Origin of the sequence: Methanosphaera cuniculi (assembly GCF_003149675.1) — an archaeon.
Classification (GTDB): domain Archaea; phylum Methanobacteriota; class Methanobacteria; order Methanobacteriales; family Methanobacteriaceae; genus Methanosphaera; species Methanosphaera cuniculi.
On record NZ_LWMS01000031.1, the window covers coordinates 175,526 to 191,110 of the forward strand.

General features: G+C 27.5%; 18 protein-coding genes. 14 read left to right on the forward strand and 4 right to left on the reverse strand.

Annotated elements, in window-relative coordinates:
- Window position 1 precedes the first annotated feature (1 nt).
- From MSCUN_RS05410 to MSCUN_RS05425, 4 genes are all read left to right on the forward strand, one after another.
- The gene (locus tag MSCUN_RS05410; protein WP_095608414.1) at window positions 2–883 is read left to right on the forward strand and encodes an RAMP superfamily CRISPR-associated protein; all 882 of its coding nucleotides are present in this window, start codon (window positions 2–4) and stop codon (window positions 881–883) included.
- Window positions 865–1,608, forward strand: coding sequence for a hypothetical protein (locus MSCUN_RS05415; RefSeq protein WP_109583001.1), 744 nt, complete (start codon window positions 865–867; stop codon window positions 1,606–1,608). Before MSCUN_RS05410 ends, MSCUN_RS05415 begins: the two co-directional genes overlap by 19 nt.
- A gap of 30 nt (window positions 1,609–1,638) precedes the next feature.
- Window positions 1,639–2,544 (forward strand): site-specific tyrosine recombinase/integron integrase, encoded by a 906-nt coding sequence (gene xerA / locus MSCUN_RS05420; RefSeq protein WP_245837640.1) that lies wholly within the window; start codon window positions 1,639–1,641, stop codon window positions 2,542–2,544.
- 88 nt (window positions 2,545–2,632) lie between these two features.
- Window positions 2,633–3,688 carry a hypothetical protein gene (locus MSCUN_RS05425; protein ID WP_095608412.1) on the forward strand — a complete coding sequence of 352 codons (1,056 nt, stop codon included), beginning with the start codon at window positions 2,633–2,635 and terminating at the stop codon, window positions 3,686–3,688.
- Between the two features lie 50 nt (window positions 3,689–3,738).
- Here MSCUN_RS05425 and MSCUN_RS05430 read toward each other — a convergent pair whose 3' ends face one another.
- The 4 genes from MSCUN_RS05430 to MSCUN_RS05445 form a co-directional block, all read right to left on the reverse strand.
- A complete protein-coding gene (locus tag MSCUN_RS05430) occupies window positions 3,739–4,371 on the reverse strand; it encodes a thymidylate synthase (protein ID WP_095608411.1) in 633 nt (210 codons plus the stop codon).
- 25 nt (window positions 4,372–4,396) lie between these two features.
- Window positions 4,397–4,897, reverse strand: a complete 501-nt coding sequence (locus MSCUN_RS05435; RefSeq protein ID WP_095608410.1) for an SPOR domain-containing protein — start codon at window positions 4,895–4,897, stop codon at window positions 4,397–4,399.
- Window positions 4,894–5,601 carry an anaerobic ribonucleoside-triphosphate reductase activating protein gene (locus MSCUN_RS05440; protein WP_095608409.1) on the reverse strand — a complete coding sequence of 236 codons (708 nt, stop codon included), beginning with the start codon at window positions 5,599–5,601 and terminating at the stop codon, window positions 4,894–4,896. Before MSCUN_RS05440 ends, MSCUN_RS05435 begins: the two co-directional genes overlap by 4 nt.
- A 529-nt stretch (window positions 5,602–6,130) precedes the next feature.
- Complete coding sequence (locus MSCUN_RS05445; RefSeq protein WP_095608408.1) at window positions 6,131–6,385, reverse strand: hypothetical protein; 255 nt, start codon at window positions 6,383–6,385, stop codon at window positions 6,131–6,133.
- Window positions 6,386–7,318: 933 nt separating this feature from the next.
- On the opposite strand from MSCUN_RS05445, the gene MSCUN_RS05450 reads away from it, so the two are divergent.
- From MSCUN_RS05450 to MSCUN_RS05500, 10 genes are all read left to right on the forward strand, one after another.
- Window positions 7,319–7,615 (forward strand): hypothetical protein, encoded by a 297-nt coding sequence (locus MSCUN_RS05450; protein ID WP_095608407.1) that lies wholly within the window; start codon window positions 7,319–7,321, stop codon window positions 7,613–7,615.
- Between the two features lie 42 nt (window positions 7,616–7,657).
- On the forward strand, window positions 7,658–7,873 hold the full coding sequence (locus MSCUN_RS05455) for a histone family protein (RefSeq protein ID WP_095608406.1): 216 nt from the start codon (window positions 7,658–7,660) through the stop codon (window positions 7,871–7,873).
- Between the two features lie 5 nt (window positions 7,874–7,878).
- Window positions 7,879–8,217 (forward strand): hypothetical protein, encoded by a 339-nt coding sequence (locus MSCUN_RS05460; RefSeq protein WP_095608405.1) that lies wholly within the window; start codon window positions 7,879–7,881, stop codon window positions 8,215–8,217.
- Window positions 8,218–9,129: 912 nt separating this feature from the next.
- Window positions 9,130–9,792 (forward strand): ERCC4 domain-containing protein, encoded by a 663-nt coding sequence (locus MSCUN_RS05470; RefSeq protein ID WP_245837619.1) that lies wholly within the window; start codon window positions 9,130–9,132, stop codon window positions 9,790–9,792.
- Complete coding sequence (locus tag MSCUN_RS05475) at window positions 9,789–10,034, forward strand: hypothetical protein (RefSeq protein ID WP_095607979.1); 246 nt, start codon at window positions 9,789–9,791, stop codon at window positions 10,032–10,034. The genes MSCUN_RS05470 and MSCUN_RS05475 overlap by 4 nt, the downstream gene beginning before the upstream one ends.
- The gene (locus MSCUN_RS05480; RefSeq protein ID WP_095607980.1) at window positions 10,031–10,801 is read left to right on the forward strand and encodes a beta clamp domain-containing protein; all 771 of its coding nucleotides are present in this window, start codon (window positions 10,031–10,033) and stop codon (window positions 10,799–10,801) included. Before MSCUN_RS05475 ends, MSCUN_RS05480 begins: the two co-directional genes overlap by 4 nt.
- Before the next feature lie 25 nt (window positions 10,802–10,826).
- Complete coding sequence (locus tag MSCUN_RS05485; protein WP_095607981.1) at window positions 10,827–12,305, forward strand: metallophosphoesterase; 1,479 nt, start codon at window positions 10,827–10,829, stop codon at window positions 12,303–12,305.
- Window positions 12,306–12,418: 113 nt separating this feature from the next.
- Window positions 12,419–12,769 (forward strand): hypothetical protein, encoded by a 351-nt coding sequence (locus tag MSCUN_RS05490; protein WP_095607982.1) that lies wholly within the window; start codon window positions 12,419–12,421, stop codon window positions 12,767–12,769.
- Between the two features lie 19 nt (window positions 12,770–12,788).
- Complete coding sequence (locus MSCUN_RS05495) at window positions 12,789–13,361, forward strand: hypothetical protein (RefSeq protein WP_146192114.1); 573 nt, start codon at window positions 12,789–12,791, stop codon at window positions 13,359–13,361.
- Complete coding sequence (locus MSCUN_RS05500) at window positions 13,361–15,310, forward strand: hypothetical protein (protein WP_095607984.1); 1,950 nt, start codon at window positions 13,361–13,363, stop codon at window positions 15,308–15,310. The genes MSCUN_RS05495 and MSCUN_RS05500 overlap by 1 nt, the downstream gene beginning before the upstream one ends.
- Window positions 15,311–15,585 lie beyond the last annotated feature (275 nt).

A 15,585-nucleotide genomic window follows, 5' to 3' on the forward strand; every position in this document is an offset into this window, starting at 1 on the left:
AATGGAAACAATAACAATAAAAGGAAACTGGACAGCACTTAGCCCAATACATCATGGAGGAAGTGAAAATTATGGAACAACCAAACTAATACATACACTGCCAACACTTGTAACAAATGCACTAAGTGGAGAACCAGAAATAGAAAACATACCATACATCCATGGAAATGCAATACGTGGAATGCTAAGACGTCTTATAATGGAAGACTACCTATCAACACTAAATTACCAATTAGATAGTAAAAAAGTATATCATTTCTTATTTACAGGTGGAATACTTGAAGCACTAGATAAAAAAGATAAAGGAGCAATCAACCTAACCACTAAAAAATCAATACGTAAATACATACCACCAATAAGCTTACTAGGATCAGCACTAGGAAACCAAATGATACAAGGAAAACTCAAAGTAGGAATGGGAAACCTAGTATGTACAGAAACAAAACAATACATAGCAGACACATGTGATAATAAATTCAGTGCATACAACCTTAAAGCAACAGACTTTGGAACACGCTTAGATGATCTTGAAATAGGAAAACAAATCCTAGAAAATAATGATACAGAAAAACCAAAAGATACAGATACCCAAAATAATCAAATGAAATATGAATTTGAAACAATTATACGTGGTGCAAGATTTACACATGAATTTATACTTGAAGATATGCTAGAACATGAAAAAGGTTGCTTTAAACGAATGATTGAATTATGGCAACAAAGACCATATCTTGGTGGTAAAAGTAATGCTGGTTATGGTATGATTAAATTAGAATACAATAAAATAAATGAACTAGACAGTAGTAGTTATACTGATTACTTAACAGATAATCGTGAAGATATTGTTGAGTTCTTGGAGGATTTATGCAAACAATTCAGATAATACAAGAAAAGATAGAAAATTATACACTAAATCATGACTATAAGCCCATAGAAATAACAGTAAATATAAGGTCTCCACTATATACAAGTAGTCCTTACATATTTCTTGATGGTATACTATCTTATCTATGTTTACGTGAAGCACTAGGAGAAGATTATTGGAGTCTACCAACAGATTACACAGTAGATATAAGTAAACTTGACATACCACTAAAACAAACACATGACATGTACCATTGCAGTGTAGGATTATATAACAAACCATACTTACGAAAGGATATAGTATATAAAAGATTCACAGACAAAGAAACAAGACACCTAACTAAAAAACAACAAAAAGGACGAATCAGAACCAACAGTGGACACTACAAAGATAAAATAATACAACTACCTCTAGTATTAACAGATAAAATAACATGGTATGCTAATGGAGACAAACAAGAAATACAACGCCTACTAGAACACCTTACACACATCGGTAAAAAAACAAGTATTGGTGGAGGATACATCAAAAATATAGAAATAAATGAAACAGAGGAAGATTATAGTTTCATGAAAAATAATAAACTCATCAGTATAATACCAACCAAGTACTATAAACAACCCCCAAAAAATGGGGATGAATTTAAGTCACGTACTTATAAACCACCATACTGGGATGCTACACAGAAAACAATATGTATTGTTCCAAATAACCAGTTAATAGAAAATATTATAAAAATATGAATAAAAAAAAAATACATGAAGGGATAAAAATTGTTCTTATACCAAAATGATGAATCATTAAATATAGAAGATTTCATAGAAGATTATCTAATAACACTTGAAATTAGAAATTATTCAGATAACACCATCCAAACATATCAAACAATACTAAATGGATTTAATACATTTATTAAAACACATGGTAGAATTAAATCAGAAAAAGACTTACTACGAGCATTTAAAAAATACATATTACATCTTAAAAATAAGAATGTATCAAAAAATTATTTACACCTAGTTATAAGAATAATTAGATCCTTTTTTAAATCTTCAAAATTTGATATTTATAATGAAATTCAAGTTCCCCGTAAATCCAGACCACTTCCAAAATTTTTAAATGAACAAGAAGTATATAATTTAATCCATGCAATGGATGATGAATATGACCCAAATAATCTAAATTATATAAACAAAATAAGACTTAGAAACAAATTAATACTAACATTATTATATTCAACAGGACTTAGAATATCAGAACTTATAAAAATTAATATAAATGATATAAACTTCGAAAATCATACAATCCGTACATGTGGAAAAGGAGATAAAGAAAGAATAGTACTATTTAACGATGAAACATACAATCTACTAAAAGAATATCTGGATAAAATAAAGGACAATAATACATATTACATATTTACAAATAAACAAAATAAAACACTTTCAACACGTACTATACAAATAATGGTTAAAAAATATGCTGAAAAAGCAGGCATTAATAAAAAAGTAACACCACATGTATTAAGACATTCATTTGCAACACACTTAATGGAAAAAGGAGTTAATCTACGAGTAATCCAACAACTACTAGGACACACAAATCTTAACACTACCCAGATATATGTAGGAGTAGATACTAATTTAATCAAAGAAGCATATAATAATGCCTGGAACTAAATTAAATTATATTCTTTTTTTTTATTATCCAGATTACAACTAACAACATACTATATAAATAAAGACTAAAAGGAGAACAAATAACATTATGTTAAATGAAGATTATGACCAACTACTAGGAATAAGACAAACAAAAACAGTTAATCAAAACATATTAAAATTCAAACTACTAATAGCACACAACTACACTAGTGAAAAACCAATAAACACCATAATACTCACAGGTAGCATAAGAAACAATGATTTAATAGAATTACTACTTGAAACAGTACGAAAAATACATAGACACAAATGGATAGACGAACCAGGGGAAAATAATAAATCAATATACTCCTTAGAAGGAACAGATAAAGACATAGTACAATGGCATTATATAAGACCAGGTGATTTTATCCCTGATGTTACGACATGCACCCTACGAAACTTAATACCAATACATGACATGAATGATTACAATGAACTACCAAAATATGCTAATAACTTTAATGAATTTGTAGACTTCACAGATTTCCAAATATATAACAGTGATGAACAAGGAGTAGACCTAGAATATAACATAGACAAATACAACACATGGGATACATACCATCGCTTAAGTGAAATTCAAGATCACTTAAATGATACAATAAACATAATTAATCCATACTATACTTATTTCCGTGAATTAACATGGCAACTAATGGGTATAGAAGCACATGATGAAAGATTAATTAATGATTTAGAAAATTTGCTAAATCAAAGATTAGCATTATTTGAAACATATTGTAAATTTCATGCAGATAAATTAGTAAAAGTAGAATCATATCAAAACCAAGAATTTTATATACCTCCTGCAAGTTTACTCTCACAATATATTGATGAAATTGACCAAAGCTTACCACAATATAATGAAAAAGTAATTGAAGCATTTTACGTATATGAACCATCAAAAGGACTACCACAATATAATAAATTATTATATCTACCAAACATGATTGATTATAATTCCAAAAAAGAAAATGTATATAATGTAGATGACCATTTCATATATAATGCTATAGAATATCTTACTAATCTAAAAATAAAATCTATTACAAAAAATGATACAGATGATAAACCTCTATTTGATCCTAATATAAATTGGAATGAAATATTACAAAAATAAGAAAAAAATAATAAATTTTTTTTAATATTTTTACATTCATCTTTCTTTTTTTAATAATTATGTAAAATATCATTACATTTATCCCAATCATGCTCATAAATATGCAAACTCATAGCATGATGAGTCATACAAGTAAGACGTGTTCCCGTCCTATGAGCCACATAATAACCCACTTCACGAAGTCCAAAAAGATTGGGAAAAGTTGCACCACCACAATCATTACTCCTAAAAAAATCAGTCATATGCAATTCACCATCACCACGAATAAGAAAAGCAATTTCTTGAAGACATGGAATTTCATCAACTTCATTATCTTTTATTGGATCTATTGTTATTGCTATTGCACGTCTTGATTCACGACAACTATTAAGTTTACGTATACATTCCTCTATCTGATCATTTCCAAAATACTTACGTAAACGATTACCATAAGTATAAACAAACCCTTGATCATTATTTGGGTCAAGTAATTCTTTTTTATAGGTTTCAAGTCTATCATCATGCCATGGACTACACTCTGGTATATCATTACTATTAGGATTAGTTATTTCAAGTACTACATTTTCAAGTTCACGGGTAAGAGTTCCACGTTCATCTCTTACTTCATTACCTTCTTGCATTATCTTTTTTACACATGTAAGCCATGCTTTACTTATTGTTGGTGTTCTTATAAATTTAGCCATAATTAAAAATATGCCTCCCCTTTTCTTAATCTATTTCTGTTCTATAATTATTCCAGCCATACTTTTCTAATTTTTCTACCATTTCAACTGCTTCTTCTAGTGTATTATATGATCCATAATACTCTTGTTTTCGTCCATTATATTTATGAATTCCATATTTGTTACTTTTAGTTTTATAAATATATCTTGGTAGCTTGGTTGGTTTTTCTTTATTTAATTCTCCACTTATTCCTTTTATTGTGATTTTTTCATAAAATGCTAATGCTTTCTCATATGTTGGAAATGATCCTAAATAATGTGTTTTTCCTTGTATTGTTTTATTTATTTCATAATGATCTCCACGTTTATATATAGAAGGATTTGTATAATATTCAACTGGTCTTATTGGTTCACGTTGTGGTACACGTGAATCTATAGTTTGTTCTACTTCCTCTGCTTCTTTTCGAGTAGTATAACTTCCATAATAATGTGGAATTCCTTTTTTAAAAGTATATACTGCATAGTCATATTGATCTTTGTATATCATAATATCTTTTTTACTCCTAGTTGACTTGTTTTTGTGTATGTTGTATATTTCTTATCTTTGTTATATTTTCTTAAAATTTGTTCAAGCTCATAAGGGTTTGGACTAGGTGCATTAATTATACTTACATCATATACCACATCATTTCTATACTGTTGTAATGTATATTGATCACATGTAATAGATTTCATGATTTCACCTACATCTTCTGGTGATAATAATCTACTTGTATATGTTGTTCTACATTCAAGAAAAACTCCATGTTTTTGTATTATTCTCATGGTTTCAAGTATTTTATTACATGTATATGCAGGTACTCTGTTTGTTATCTTATAATATTTATCAAGTGGTGCTTTTACATCTAATGCAACATAATCTAAGTATTTGATTATAGTACGTAGTCGACGTGGATGTAATCCATTTGTATCTAGTTTGTAACGTAGATTATACTTTTTGGTATACTTTATAATTTTTAGTATTGTTTGATTATGTAATAATGATTCACCACCAGTAAATACTATTGCATCAAAAAAGTCATGATTTTCATCTATCATTTTAAAAAGAGTTTCTAAATTAGTTATGTTATGATATTGTAATAATTCGGGATTGTGACAATATTTACATCTTAAATCACAACCATAAAAAAATATGTCAAGACTCATACATCCTGGATAATCAAGTGCTGAGTATGTTGTTTCTATGTACATTGGTGATTCCTTGTACTAATTTTACTTAAAAAAAAGATTTTTAGAAATTATTTACAAAAAAAGGGAATAAAATGAAAAAGAAAGAATTAATAAAGGATAATTCTCACTTTTTAATATATTTTAAATCCTTTTTTTGATTTTTAAATGTTTTTTATAAATAACACATTCTATTTTTTTTTTAAAATGTGTTAAATAATAAATTTTTTTCTTTATTTTATTTTATCAAGATTATTTTGTATAATGAAAACAAAATAAGTATATATAATCATCACTGTTATTTTTGAAATAAAAGATATTCTTATCTTTTTTTTATATTATATAGATTATTACAATCCAAATAAAATAAAATTTTTTTAAAACAAAAATTCAAATTGTTTTGGTTTTTAATATTACAAATAATTAACACTATAGAAAATCAATATTATTAGATTAGCTAAATAATACTGATTACAATAACATATAATAATAAAAAAAGAAATATAGAAATTTCTTCTCAATTAGATAATATATCATTCATACTATAAAAAAGTTATGATTCAACATCTTTTCTTATTTCATTCACATTAATTATATTTGCCATAAGTTTCCATTCCTTAGCTTCAAAGTCATATATTGCTCTCCACTGAATATAGTCATCACCAGTAATATGAAATAGTTCTGCTATATTTTTTGGAATAGTTGCTCTAAATGAGTCTTTAGATCGTGTTTGATAACCTATTTTTGATATTTCATTATATATTTTATCTTTTGTAGGTTTTGCTGTTATCTCTTTTTTCTTTGGCATAACTTTTGTACTCCTCCATTTTTATTATTTTTATTTGAATTTAATAACATTATTTACTGTTATATGTGTTATGTATATTGATTAGTAATATTTAAGCATAATGGTAGAATGTAACCAATTAAACCTTATTAACAATGTTAATAACGTATAAGTATAAATAAAGGGCTTTACAAAGTATTATTAGGGAAGAGTTCCCTACTAAAAAAATATTAGCTAATCAGTATAAATTTATTTTTTTTTATGAAAAATATTTTACGGATTAAAAATAATTTGATCTCCTAGAAAATGATGATTAGGTATTATTCATTAACAAGTAGGAACATGTACTCACAAAAAAATCCCTAAACCAGATCCATTAGAAAAAAATATGTGGATGGTATGAATAAACCTTTGGGTTTAAGTACATCTATTAATAATACAAAAAATTTCATTAAATTAACTAAATCTAGTACTTTAGATTTTAGTCTAAATATATTTATAAAATAATAGGGGAAGATAAGAAGAAAAAAAATACCTGGTTTAAACCTTTTTTTATATTATTATTTTCAAAAAAAAATGGATATTTAGTATCATGAGGTATCTTAAAAAGTCAATACAACAATATATGAAAAATATATAATAGAAACAAGCAGGCACTACCATCCGAGGATGGAGAATTACCAGCGTGGCTAATTATTAACATTCCTTACATTGTAAAATGAGTATTTAATGAATAATAGTAATGAACTAAAATATTTTATTATAAAAATGAAAAAATAAGAAAAGAGGAAGAGCTGAAACAATTATTTATATTCAATTAAAAAAAATGATTTTCCTTTTATATATAATTTATTTATAAAAAAATAACTCTTCTTATCCACCCCCAGAAAAAACACACCAAATAGGAGGAACACAAAAATTACAACCTACATCGGAAACGGGTTTAGCCCCAAAATGCTACAAAAAGGCAGAAACTACATAATCACAGCAACAAAAATAAGCAAAAAACAATACAAAAAAGAAATAGCAAAAACACCAAGAAACCAAGTAGTAAACTGCATAGGACACAGCAACATGGACGAACAAAAACACCGAATCAACATAATACTAGAAGACCAAGATGTAATGTACACCCTCCAAACAAACAGTGGACGATTTAAAGACACAACACCAGGCAAAAAAACAATAACAAAATTTATAATAGAAACAGACGGAGGAAATACAAAAGATGAACCACGTCCAAAACAGTAAAACAATCACCACCCAAAAATAAATAAGGAGAAATGATATAAAATGACACAAATACCAAAAGCACCAGTAACAAGAATCGTAAAAACAGCAGGTGCAGAAAGAATTAGTAAAGACGCAGAAGAAAAACTAGTAGAAGCAATAGAAGCTTACACAAACAAATTAGCAGAAGCTACAATTGACCTTGCAAAACATGCAGGTCGTAAAACCATACAAGCTGAAGATGTTGAATTAGCAACAAAACACTATATGAGAGGATAACTTAAATGACCAAATACACAAAAAAAGAAATGCAGGAAATGACCTTCAAACCTGTAAATAATGGTGAATACGAAGAACAAGCATGGAGACCCCAAGAAGCAGGGGATAATATAATAGGTGAATACACAGAACGTAAAGAAAACTGTGGATTTGAAGCATATACTTTCTATATTATAGATGATGGCGAACAAAAATGGAGTATCTTAGAAAACAAAGTTTTACAAAGTCAATTTGAAAAAGTAGAACCAGGTGATATCATTAAATTAACATATCTTGGTAAAAAACAAATCCAAAATGGTAATCGGTTCTATAAAAATTTCAGTATAGAAAAAGCTGAATTATAATTAGACTAATTTGTTAGGTAGGTTAAGGGGTGGGGAATGAAAACTATAATTTAGTTTTGTTTTATTTATTATTTTAAATAAGAAACTTTTAAAAATAATTTAAACAATTTATAATTTTTATTGTTACGTTGTTTCATGTTTTCATTTTATTGTGTAAAAAAATAAGGTTTTTATTTAAAGTTATAAAAAAGTAAAATAACAAAAAAAAGTTATTTTATTTTTTAAGTAAAATTAAAAAAGGGGATAAACTTCCATTAATTAAATAGTTATTTTTTTTAATGACTCCTTGGATATTAAATTAGTATAAAAATAGTAAAAATTTAGATTATAATTTAAAAAAAGAAATGACTAAATCTTTTTTTTTTATTTTTACAAAAAAAAAATTAAAAAAGTAATAAATCATCCACACCTATTTTATTTTATTTAATAAACAAATAAATCCATGATTGGAGGAAATTTTATAGTCATGTAAAAAAAAAACTAAAAAGTATTATGAAGTTTATCCCCTTTTTTTTTATTATAAATAAATAGAATAAAATCACTAAAAAGAGGTGTGAATTTAATACCTAATATATAATTCTTTTTTTTAATGATTAATCACTCTCTTTAATTTTCTTAATTTTTTTCATGACAATTATAAAGAAATAAAGAAAAAAAATAAATTCTAATTATTACTATTTTCAAAAAAAATGGAAATAGTAATAAAATAAAAAATACTCTGAAATAAAGTTAATTCCTTTTTTTTATCTAATTTATTCAAAAAAATCATCAAAAAAAAATAAAGAGAAAAAAAAGAGGGAGAAAAGCCAAAAAAAGGAAAAGTAAAAAAAACAACACACACCATCACCACCCCCTAAAAAATAATAATAATATTGGAGGATAAAACATATCGCAACCAACAACACACTACTAATAGATACACGTGAACCTAAAAAAGTAAGAACAGCAGTTACACGATACTTCAACAAACAGAACATAACCACACAAGAATCAGAACTACCCCAAGGAGACTACCAATACAACAAAATAGTAATAGAACGAAAAGACATAAACGACCTAAACAGTTCACTAAAAGATGGAAGACTAAGAAACCAAACATACAAACTACTACATCAACAAACAATAGAAAACACACACCCCTACATAATAATACAAGGACGCTTAACAGATCTAAAAACATACTACTACAATAAAAGAATACACACAATGAGCAGAACACAATACATAAACACACTAGCAAGCCTAAATGAAAAAGGAATAGGAACAATACCAATAGAAAGCCAAACACCTGGAGATCTATCAGAAACAATACATGCTTTAATAAAACACTACAACCCAGATAAAAAAGAAGTAAAAGAAGTACTTCTAAAACCACACATGAGTGATTATAGTGCAAAATGCTACTACATGATAGAAGGACTAGGCGAACAAAAAAGCCAAGATATAAGCACCAAATATCCATTACATAAAATGATAACCATACCTGAAGATATGGAAGATGGACTAACTCAAATAAAAGGAATTGGAAAAAAAACTGCACAAAAAATAATAAAAACACTACAAGGAAAAAAATGACCACACAACAAGATATAAAAACAAAAATCTTAACCACCCATCAATCCACATTATACATGCAAGATTATAAAATTCCATGTATGATAACAAAAGAAGATGATAATAATCTCCAAATAACATATCATGATCATAATACTGATAATATGAAAAAAATACCACTAAGTAAATTAAGAAAAAACAATTACTTCAAAGGAATTGAATACATAAATGATGGAATAATACATATAGAGGTAAAAATATGAGAATACTACTAGATGATATAGATGCACTAAGAATACCATTACAAAGTATACAGAAAAAAATAGATGAAATAGACATAACACTAACACCTGATGGATTAAGAATAAGTACTATTGATAGATCACATGTAATATTCTATGAATTAGAAATACCCGAAGTAGTATTTACACAGTATGAAGTACCATTCCCAGAAAATACAACAGAATACGTTCTAGGATTACCAACAAAAGAATTAATTACAATACTTGGAAAAGCAAAAAGAGAAGACACACTAGAAATAGTATTCAAAGAAAAACAAAACCAACTACAAATACAACTCCTTAACTACACAACAAATGTCCAGAAAAAATATTCAGTACAAGTAATGGACTTAGAATCACATATACCAACATATCCAACAATTCAACGTGAAGCAACAATGACACTTCCATCAAAGGAATTCAAACAATACATAGCAGATATATCAACAGGATCAACACAAAGAATACAGTTCCAGACAATAGATGACCAATTAATCCTTAAATCATTAAGTGAATTTGAAACTAATGAAATAATAATACCTCTTGAAGAAACACAACAACACGTATCAGCACGTTATACATATGACTATTTAGTAAGCATGGTACAAGCTACTGGGTATAGTGATGATATAATTGTTTGTTTTGGAAATGATATGCCACTAGAAATCGAATATGATCGACCTGCTTGTTTTGATAATCAACAAAGTTTATTTAAAATGATGCTTGCACCACGTATTGAAGAAGAATAAAATTTAAGAATAATTTGGTGGGAGTATGCCAATTATAGAAGTAACTGAAAATCATAAACAAACTATAACAAAAAGTGATATGAATGATTTAACAAAAACATTCAGAGATAGATATACCAAATTACGTGAAATAATAGAAAATGAACAAAATATAACAGGTAATCTATATAGTGTTAGTGAAATTATAAATAAAGCAGATGCACATAAAGAAACTAAAAAAACTCCTAAATTAAACAAGTACCAATTAACAAATATACTAACTAAAAATAAGCAATATTTAAAAAATATTACTAGTGGAAAATATACTTTTAAAAATATACATGAAAACAAAGTAACACTATACGATATACGTCAAAAAAAGGACGTAATAATAGATTCATACCAACGCGAAAACCTACCAATACTAATGAAATTCTACACATACATACAAAAAGCCCATAGTCTAAAAACAATAACACTACTAAGACACGTAAAACGAACAAAAAAAGGAAACTACATACTCACATGTGAAGATGGAACTAATACCTATGATAAATATGGTTATGGAAAAATAGATTACATCAGAACATTCCTAACACCAGAAATACTAAAAGAAAGTGGAATAACACCAGACACCCTAATACCAGATACAGTAGTATATCAAGAAATAAAATTCATAGACTATCCAATACTAGGAACACAACTACAACGTGATAAACTAAAAACCATAGATATAAAACAACCATCACTACAAAGAAAACAAACACACCTAACAAAAGATGCACACATAGTATTCCTAAGTGATATCCATGTAGGGAGTAAATATTTTAATGAAACCAAACTACTAAACACAATAAACTACATCAACAAATCAGAAGTAGATGCAGTACTAATAGCAGGCGACATAGTAGATGGAATAGGAATATACCCCGAACAAGAAAAAGACTTAGCAATAAAAAGTTTTCATAAACAATATGAAAAACTAAATGAATACCTAGATCAAATAGAACCACACATGTACATAACTCCAGGTAACCACGATGCAGTACCTCTTAAAGAACCACAACAACCATTAACAGACCAATATGCACCAGACTTATGTAAAAATAAAAATATCACACTACTAAGTAATCCTAGTACAGTTAATATTAATGGAACAAGAATAAGAATGTATCATGGAAAAGGATTAGATGACTTAATAATGGCTATTAAAAACCTGGATTATCAACATCCATGTAAAGTAATGGAAGAACAATTAGAAAAAAGACATCTAGCACCAATATATGGAATGACAACACAACACGCATGGGAGGGAGAAGATAAATTAGTAATTGATGAATTACCAGATATATTCCATACAGGACATGTTCATATAGCACAACACACTAATTATAAAGGAATTGAATTAATAAACAGTGGAACATTCCAGGAACAAACACCATTTCAAACAACACACAAAATAAGACCAACAGTAGGACTTATACCAGTATTAAAAGATGGAAAAATTACTATGAAACAAATGTAAAATTATTTAAAGGAAAAAAATAAGCATACCCCTATGAGCATTTACAAAATCATATTATAATAAATTATGCAATTATAACTTATAACCCAAAAAAAGGTAAAGAATAAAAAAAAATGACCTCACAAAAAAATAATAAAAATTTATACATCACAAATAAAAATGGAAAATACTGTGTATACAAAAACCTAAATGGAAAAACACACTACTATGGAGCATATAAAACACTAGAAGAAGCAAAAAAAACAAGAACATACATCATAATGCACCAATGGAAAAAACCCCCAGTAAAAGAAAACCCCGACAAACACATATATCCATACAAAAAAAATAAATACAGAATAATCAAACAAATCAACGGAAAAGCACACGACTTTGGCATATATAATACACTAGAAGAAGCAAGAAAAGAAAGAGACTTACTAATACACAGTAATTGGGAATATGACTACATAGACCTACTATAATAATAGAAAATGATAAATTATGATGCTAAAAAAACAAATCCAAAAAACACTACAAAAAATAAAAGCCCTACTAATAAAACACAAAATAATAATACCAACCCAAGACACCACACACATACCATACATAAGACAAAACAACAACACATACACAATACAAAAAAACATAAACGGAAAAACACACTACTATGGAACATACAAAACACTAGGAGAAGCAGTAGAAAAAAGAGACCAACTAAAACAAAACAATTGGAAACAAACAAACAAACCAACACCAACAGAAATGAAATACATATCAAAACATCCACAGGGAGGATATATAATCCAAAAAAGCATAAATGGACAAATAAAATACTATGGAAAATATAAAACACTAGAAGAAGCACAAAAACAAAAACAATACCATATAAAAACAGGATGGACACAAAAACCACAAAAAAAACAAGACCCGGACAGATACATAACAAAAACCGGGAAAAAATACAGAATACAAAAACAAGTCAATGGAAAAGTAAAATATTATGGTACATATCAGACAATAAAAGAAGCACGTAAAAAAAGGGATAAACTAGAAAAAACACATTGGAGAAAATAATGAAAAAAAGAAGAACTGAAACAGAACAGATAATAGAAAAAATAAATGACATAATAATACCATTCCAAAACCATAAAAACAAAAAAGAAATACTAAAAGCAATACAAGAAGACCTAATACAACAATACAAAATACCCGAAAACATACTACAAAAAGCAGGAATCAACATAGAAGAACTACAAAACATAAAAAACCAAAACATAAACAAACTACTAAATCCACAACAACAAATAGACTATGAAATAAGAAAAACAGTACTAAACACATGGTATGGAAATGATACAAAAATCCAGACAGAAAAAAATGAAAAGAAACATATAAAAACAATAATTCATTCATCAAATAAAATAAAAATAGACACATACAACCATTACATTGAAACAAGTACACTGAAAACAACTCTAAAAGGAGAAATAATAGAATCTAATGAAAATATCATAATAACAGCCACCCCTACCATTATCAATGAAATACAAAACAACATAACAAACAACATAACACACAAAGATAACATACCAACCTATGAAATAACATGGAAATATAACAGTGGACGTGAATTAAAAACAACAGGAACAATAAAAGAAATAGCCAACACACTAAACGAAATAGGAGGAGTAGGACAATACACTAACAAAAATCATTTACAAAATGTAATAGGATTAATAATAGATGAAGCAATAAAAAATAATGAAATAACAACAATAACAAGTCCACCAGAAAAAGGATTCTATATAAACCCTGATACTAATGAATTCATCAACGTAGATTACACACCTGAAAAACCAACAAAACATAACATACACATAGCATTAAACACACTAAACCAACTAATAGAATACTTTGACAGAACTATAATAGCAGAAATAGTAAGATGGGGACTAAAAAGCCCATACTACTACATGATAAAACAAAATGGAGGAGAAGGACAATTTTTATATATAGAAGGAGAACCCAACACTGGTAAAAGTAAAATATTAGGGGCAATACCATTATATATTTGGGATATAGAACCATCCACATACACATATGGGGGAGCAACAAGAAGTATGGCACAACTAAGTGAAGTAATGAGTCGTACAACATTTCCACAAATAATAGATGATTTTGCATCAATCAATACAATATCCACCAATAGCTTAATCAAAAGTGCAGCTATAGGATTACAAAGTCGTAGTAAATATGATAACAATAACAACTTTAAAGAATACCCAGCACTAAGCCCAATCATATTCACAAGTAACAACCAACTAAACAGAGACATAGAAGATGCAGCACACCTACGAAGATTCAGACAATTACATCTACATAAAAAAGATATACCAACACAAGAAAAACAAGAAAAATTTAATAAAACATTCCATGTGATGAATAAAAAAGAAAACAAACTAAAAAATCTACGATACTTAGGACACGCATTCTACTACTATATGAAAGAAAATCTTACATGTATACAATATGACCCCAAAGATGAAGCAATAATAAAATTCATATATACACTCAGAGAAAAAACACACTACAACTTACCAGTAGAATGGCTAGAAGAAACAACAGAAAAAGAAACATTACAAGATATGGAAGAAACAATGAAAGAAAATCTACTAAACAAACTAGCAGAAATATTACATACAGGTAATAACACTTACATAAGATATGATGATAAAGGATTACATGATGAAGACGCCCATATAACAACATTAGAAGACCAAATAGATGCAAGAATAAGAACAAGAGAAATACCATGGCTATACCTAACAAAAAATGATGATTACATAATAACACCAGAGATAAGAAAAGATCTTAAAGAACTAAATATGACACTTCCAAAAATAGCAGAACTACTAAACTGGAAATATACAGCACACAGAATACGTGGAAAACTAAGAAAAGGAGTACGAATAGAAAAACAAGAATTTATTAAAACAATATTTAATTCATACATCGATGAATAAAAAAAAGAGATGGGAATAATATAAAAAAAAGTATGTGCAGCCGTCCCCCCACCAACCCCCCTAAAAATACATGGGTGCAACCCGGGTAGTTCCTCTCGGAACTACAATCCATGTTAAAATGTCATATGTATATATCAAAATGTTACCAATGTAACCTTATCATTATTTGTAAAAGTAACAAAAAAAGTAACATTTTTATAATTTATTAAACTGCCTAATACATGGTTATTTCACCTATTTATATTATTATTATTATTTTTAAATTAATATATAAT

Coding starts and splice junctions, on each gene's coding strand:
- MSCUN_RS05410 (WP_095608414.1), top strand. CDS start 2: ATGGAAACAATAACAATAAAAGGAAACTGGACAGCACTTAGCCCAATA.
- MSCUN_RS05415 (WP_109583001.1), top strand. CDS start 865: ATGCAAACAATTCAGATAATACAAGAAAAGATAGAAAATTATACACTA.
- MSCUN_RS05425 (WP_095608412.1), top strand. CDS start 2,633: ATGTTAAATGAAGATTATGACCAACTACTAGGAATAAGACAAACAAAA.
- MSCUN_RS05430 (WP_095608411.1), bottom strand. CDS start 4,371: ATGGCTAAATTTATAAGAACACCAACAATAAGTAAAGCATGGCTTACA.
- MSCUN_RS05435 (WP_095608410.1), bottom strand. CDS start 4,897: ATGATATACAAAGATCAATATGACTATGCAGTATATACTTTTAAAAAA.
- MSCUN_RS05440 (WP_095608409.1), bottom strand. CDS start 5,601: ATGTACATAGAAACAACATACTCAGCACTTGATTATCCAGGATGTATG.
- MSCUN_RS05445 (WP_095608408.1), bottom strand. CDS start 6,385: ATGCCAAAGAAAAAAGAGATAACAGCAAAACCTACAAAAGATAAAATA.
- MSCUN_RS05450 (WP_095608407.1), top strand. CDS start 7,319: ATGCTACAAAAAGGCAGAAACTACATAATCACAGCAACAAAAATAAGC.
- MSCUN_RS05455 (WP_095608406.1), top strand. CDS start 7,658: ATGACACAAATACCAAAAGCACCAGTAACAAGAATCGTAAAAACAGCA.
- MSCUN_RS05460 (WP_095608405.1), top strand. CDS start 7,879: ATGACCAAATACACAAAAAAAGAAATGCAGGAAATGACCTTCAAACCT.
- MSCUN_RS05475 (WP_095607979.1), top strand. CDS start 9,789: ATGACCACACAACAAGATATAAAAACAAAAATCTTAACCACCCATCAA.
- MSCUN_RS05480 (WP_095607980.1), top strand. CDS start 10,031: ATGAGAATACTACTAGATGATATAGATGCACTAAGAATACCATTACAA.
- MSCUN_RS05485 (WP_095607981.1), top strand. CDS start 10,827: ATGCCAATTATAGAAGTAACTGAAAATCATAAACAAACTATAACAAAA.
- MSCUN_RS05490 (WP_095607982.1), top strand. CDS start 12,419: ATGACCTCACAAAAAAATAATAAAAATTTATACATCACAAATAAAAAT.
- MSCUN_RS05495 (WP_146192114.1), top strand. CDS start 12,789: ATGATGCTAAAAAAACAAATCCAAAAAACACTACAAAAAATAAAAGCC.
- MSCUN_RS05500 (WP_095607984.1), top strand. CDS start 13,361: ATGAAAAAAAGAAGAACTGAAACAGAACAGATAATAGAAAAAATAAAT.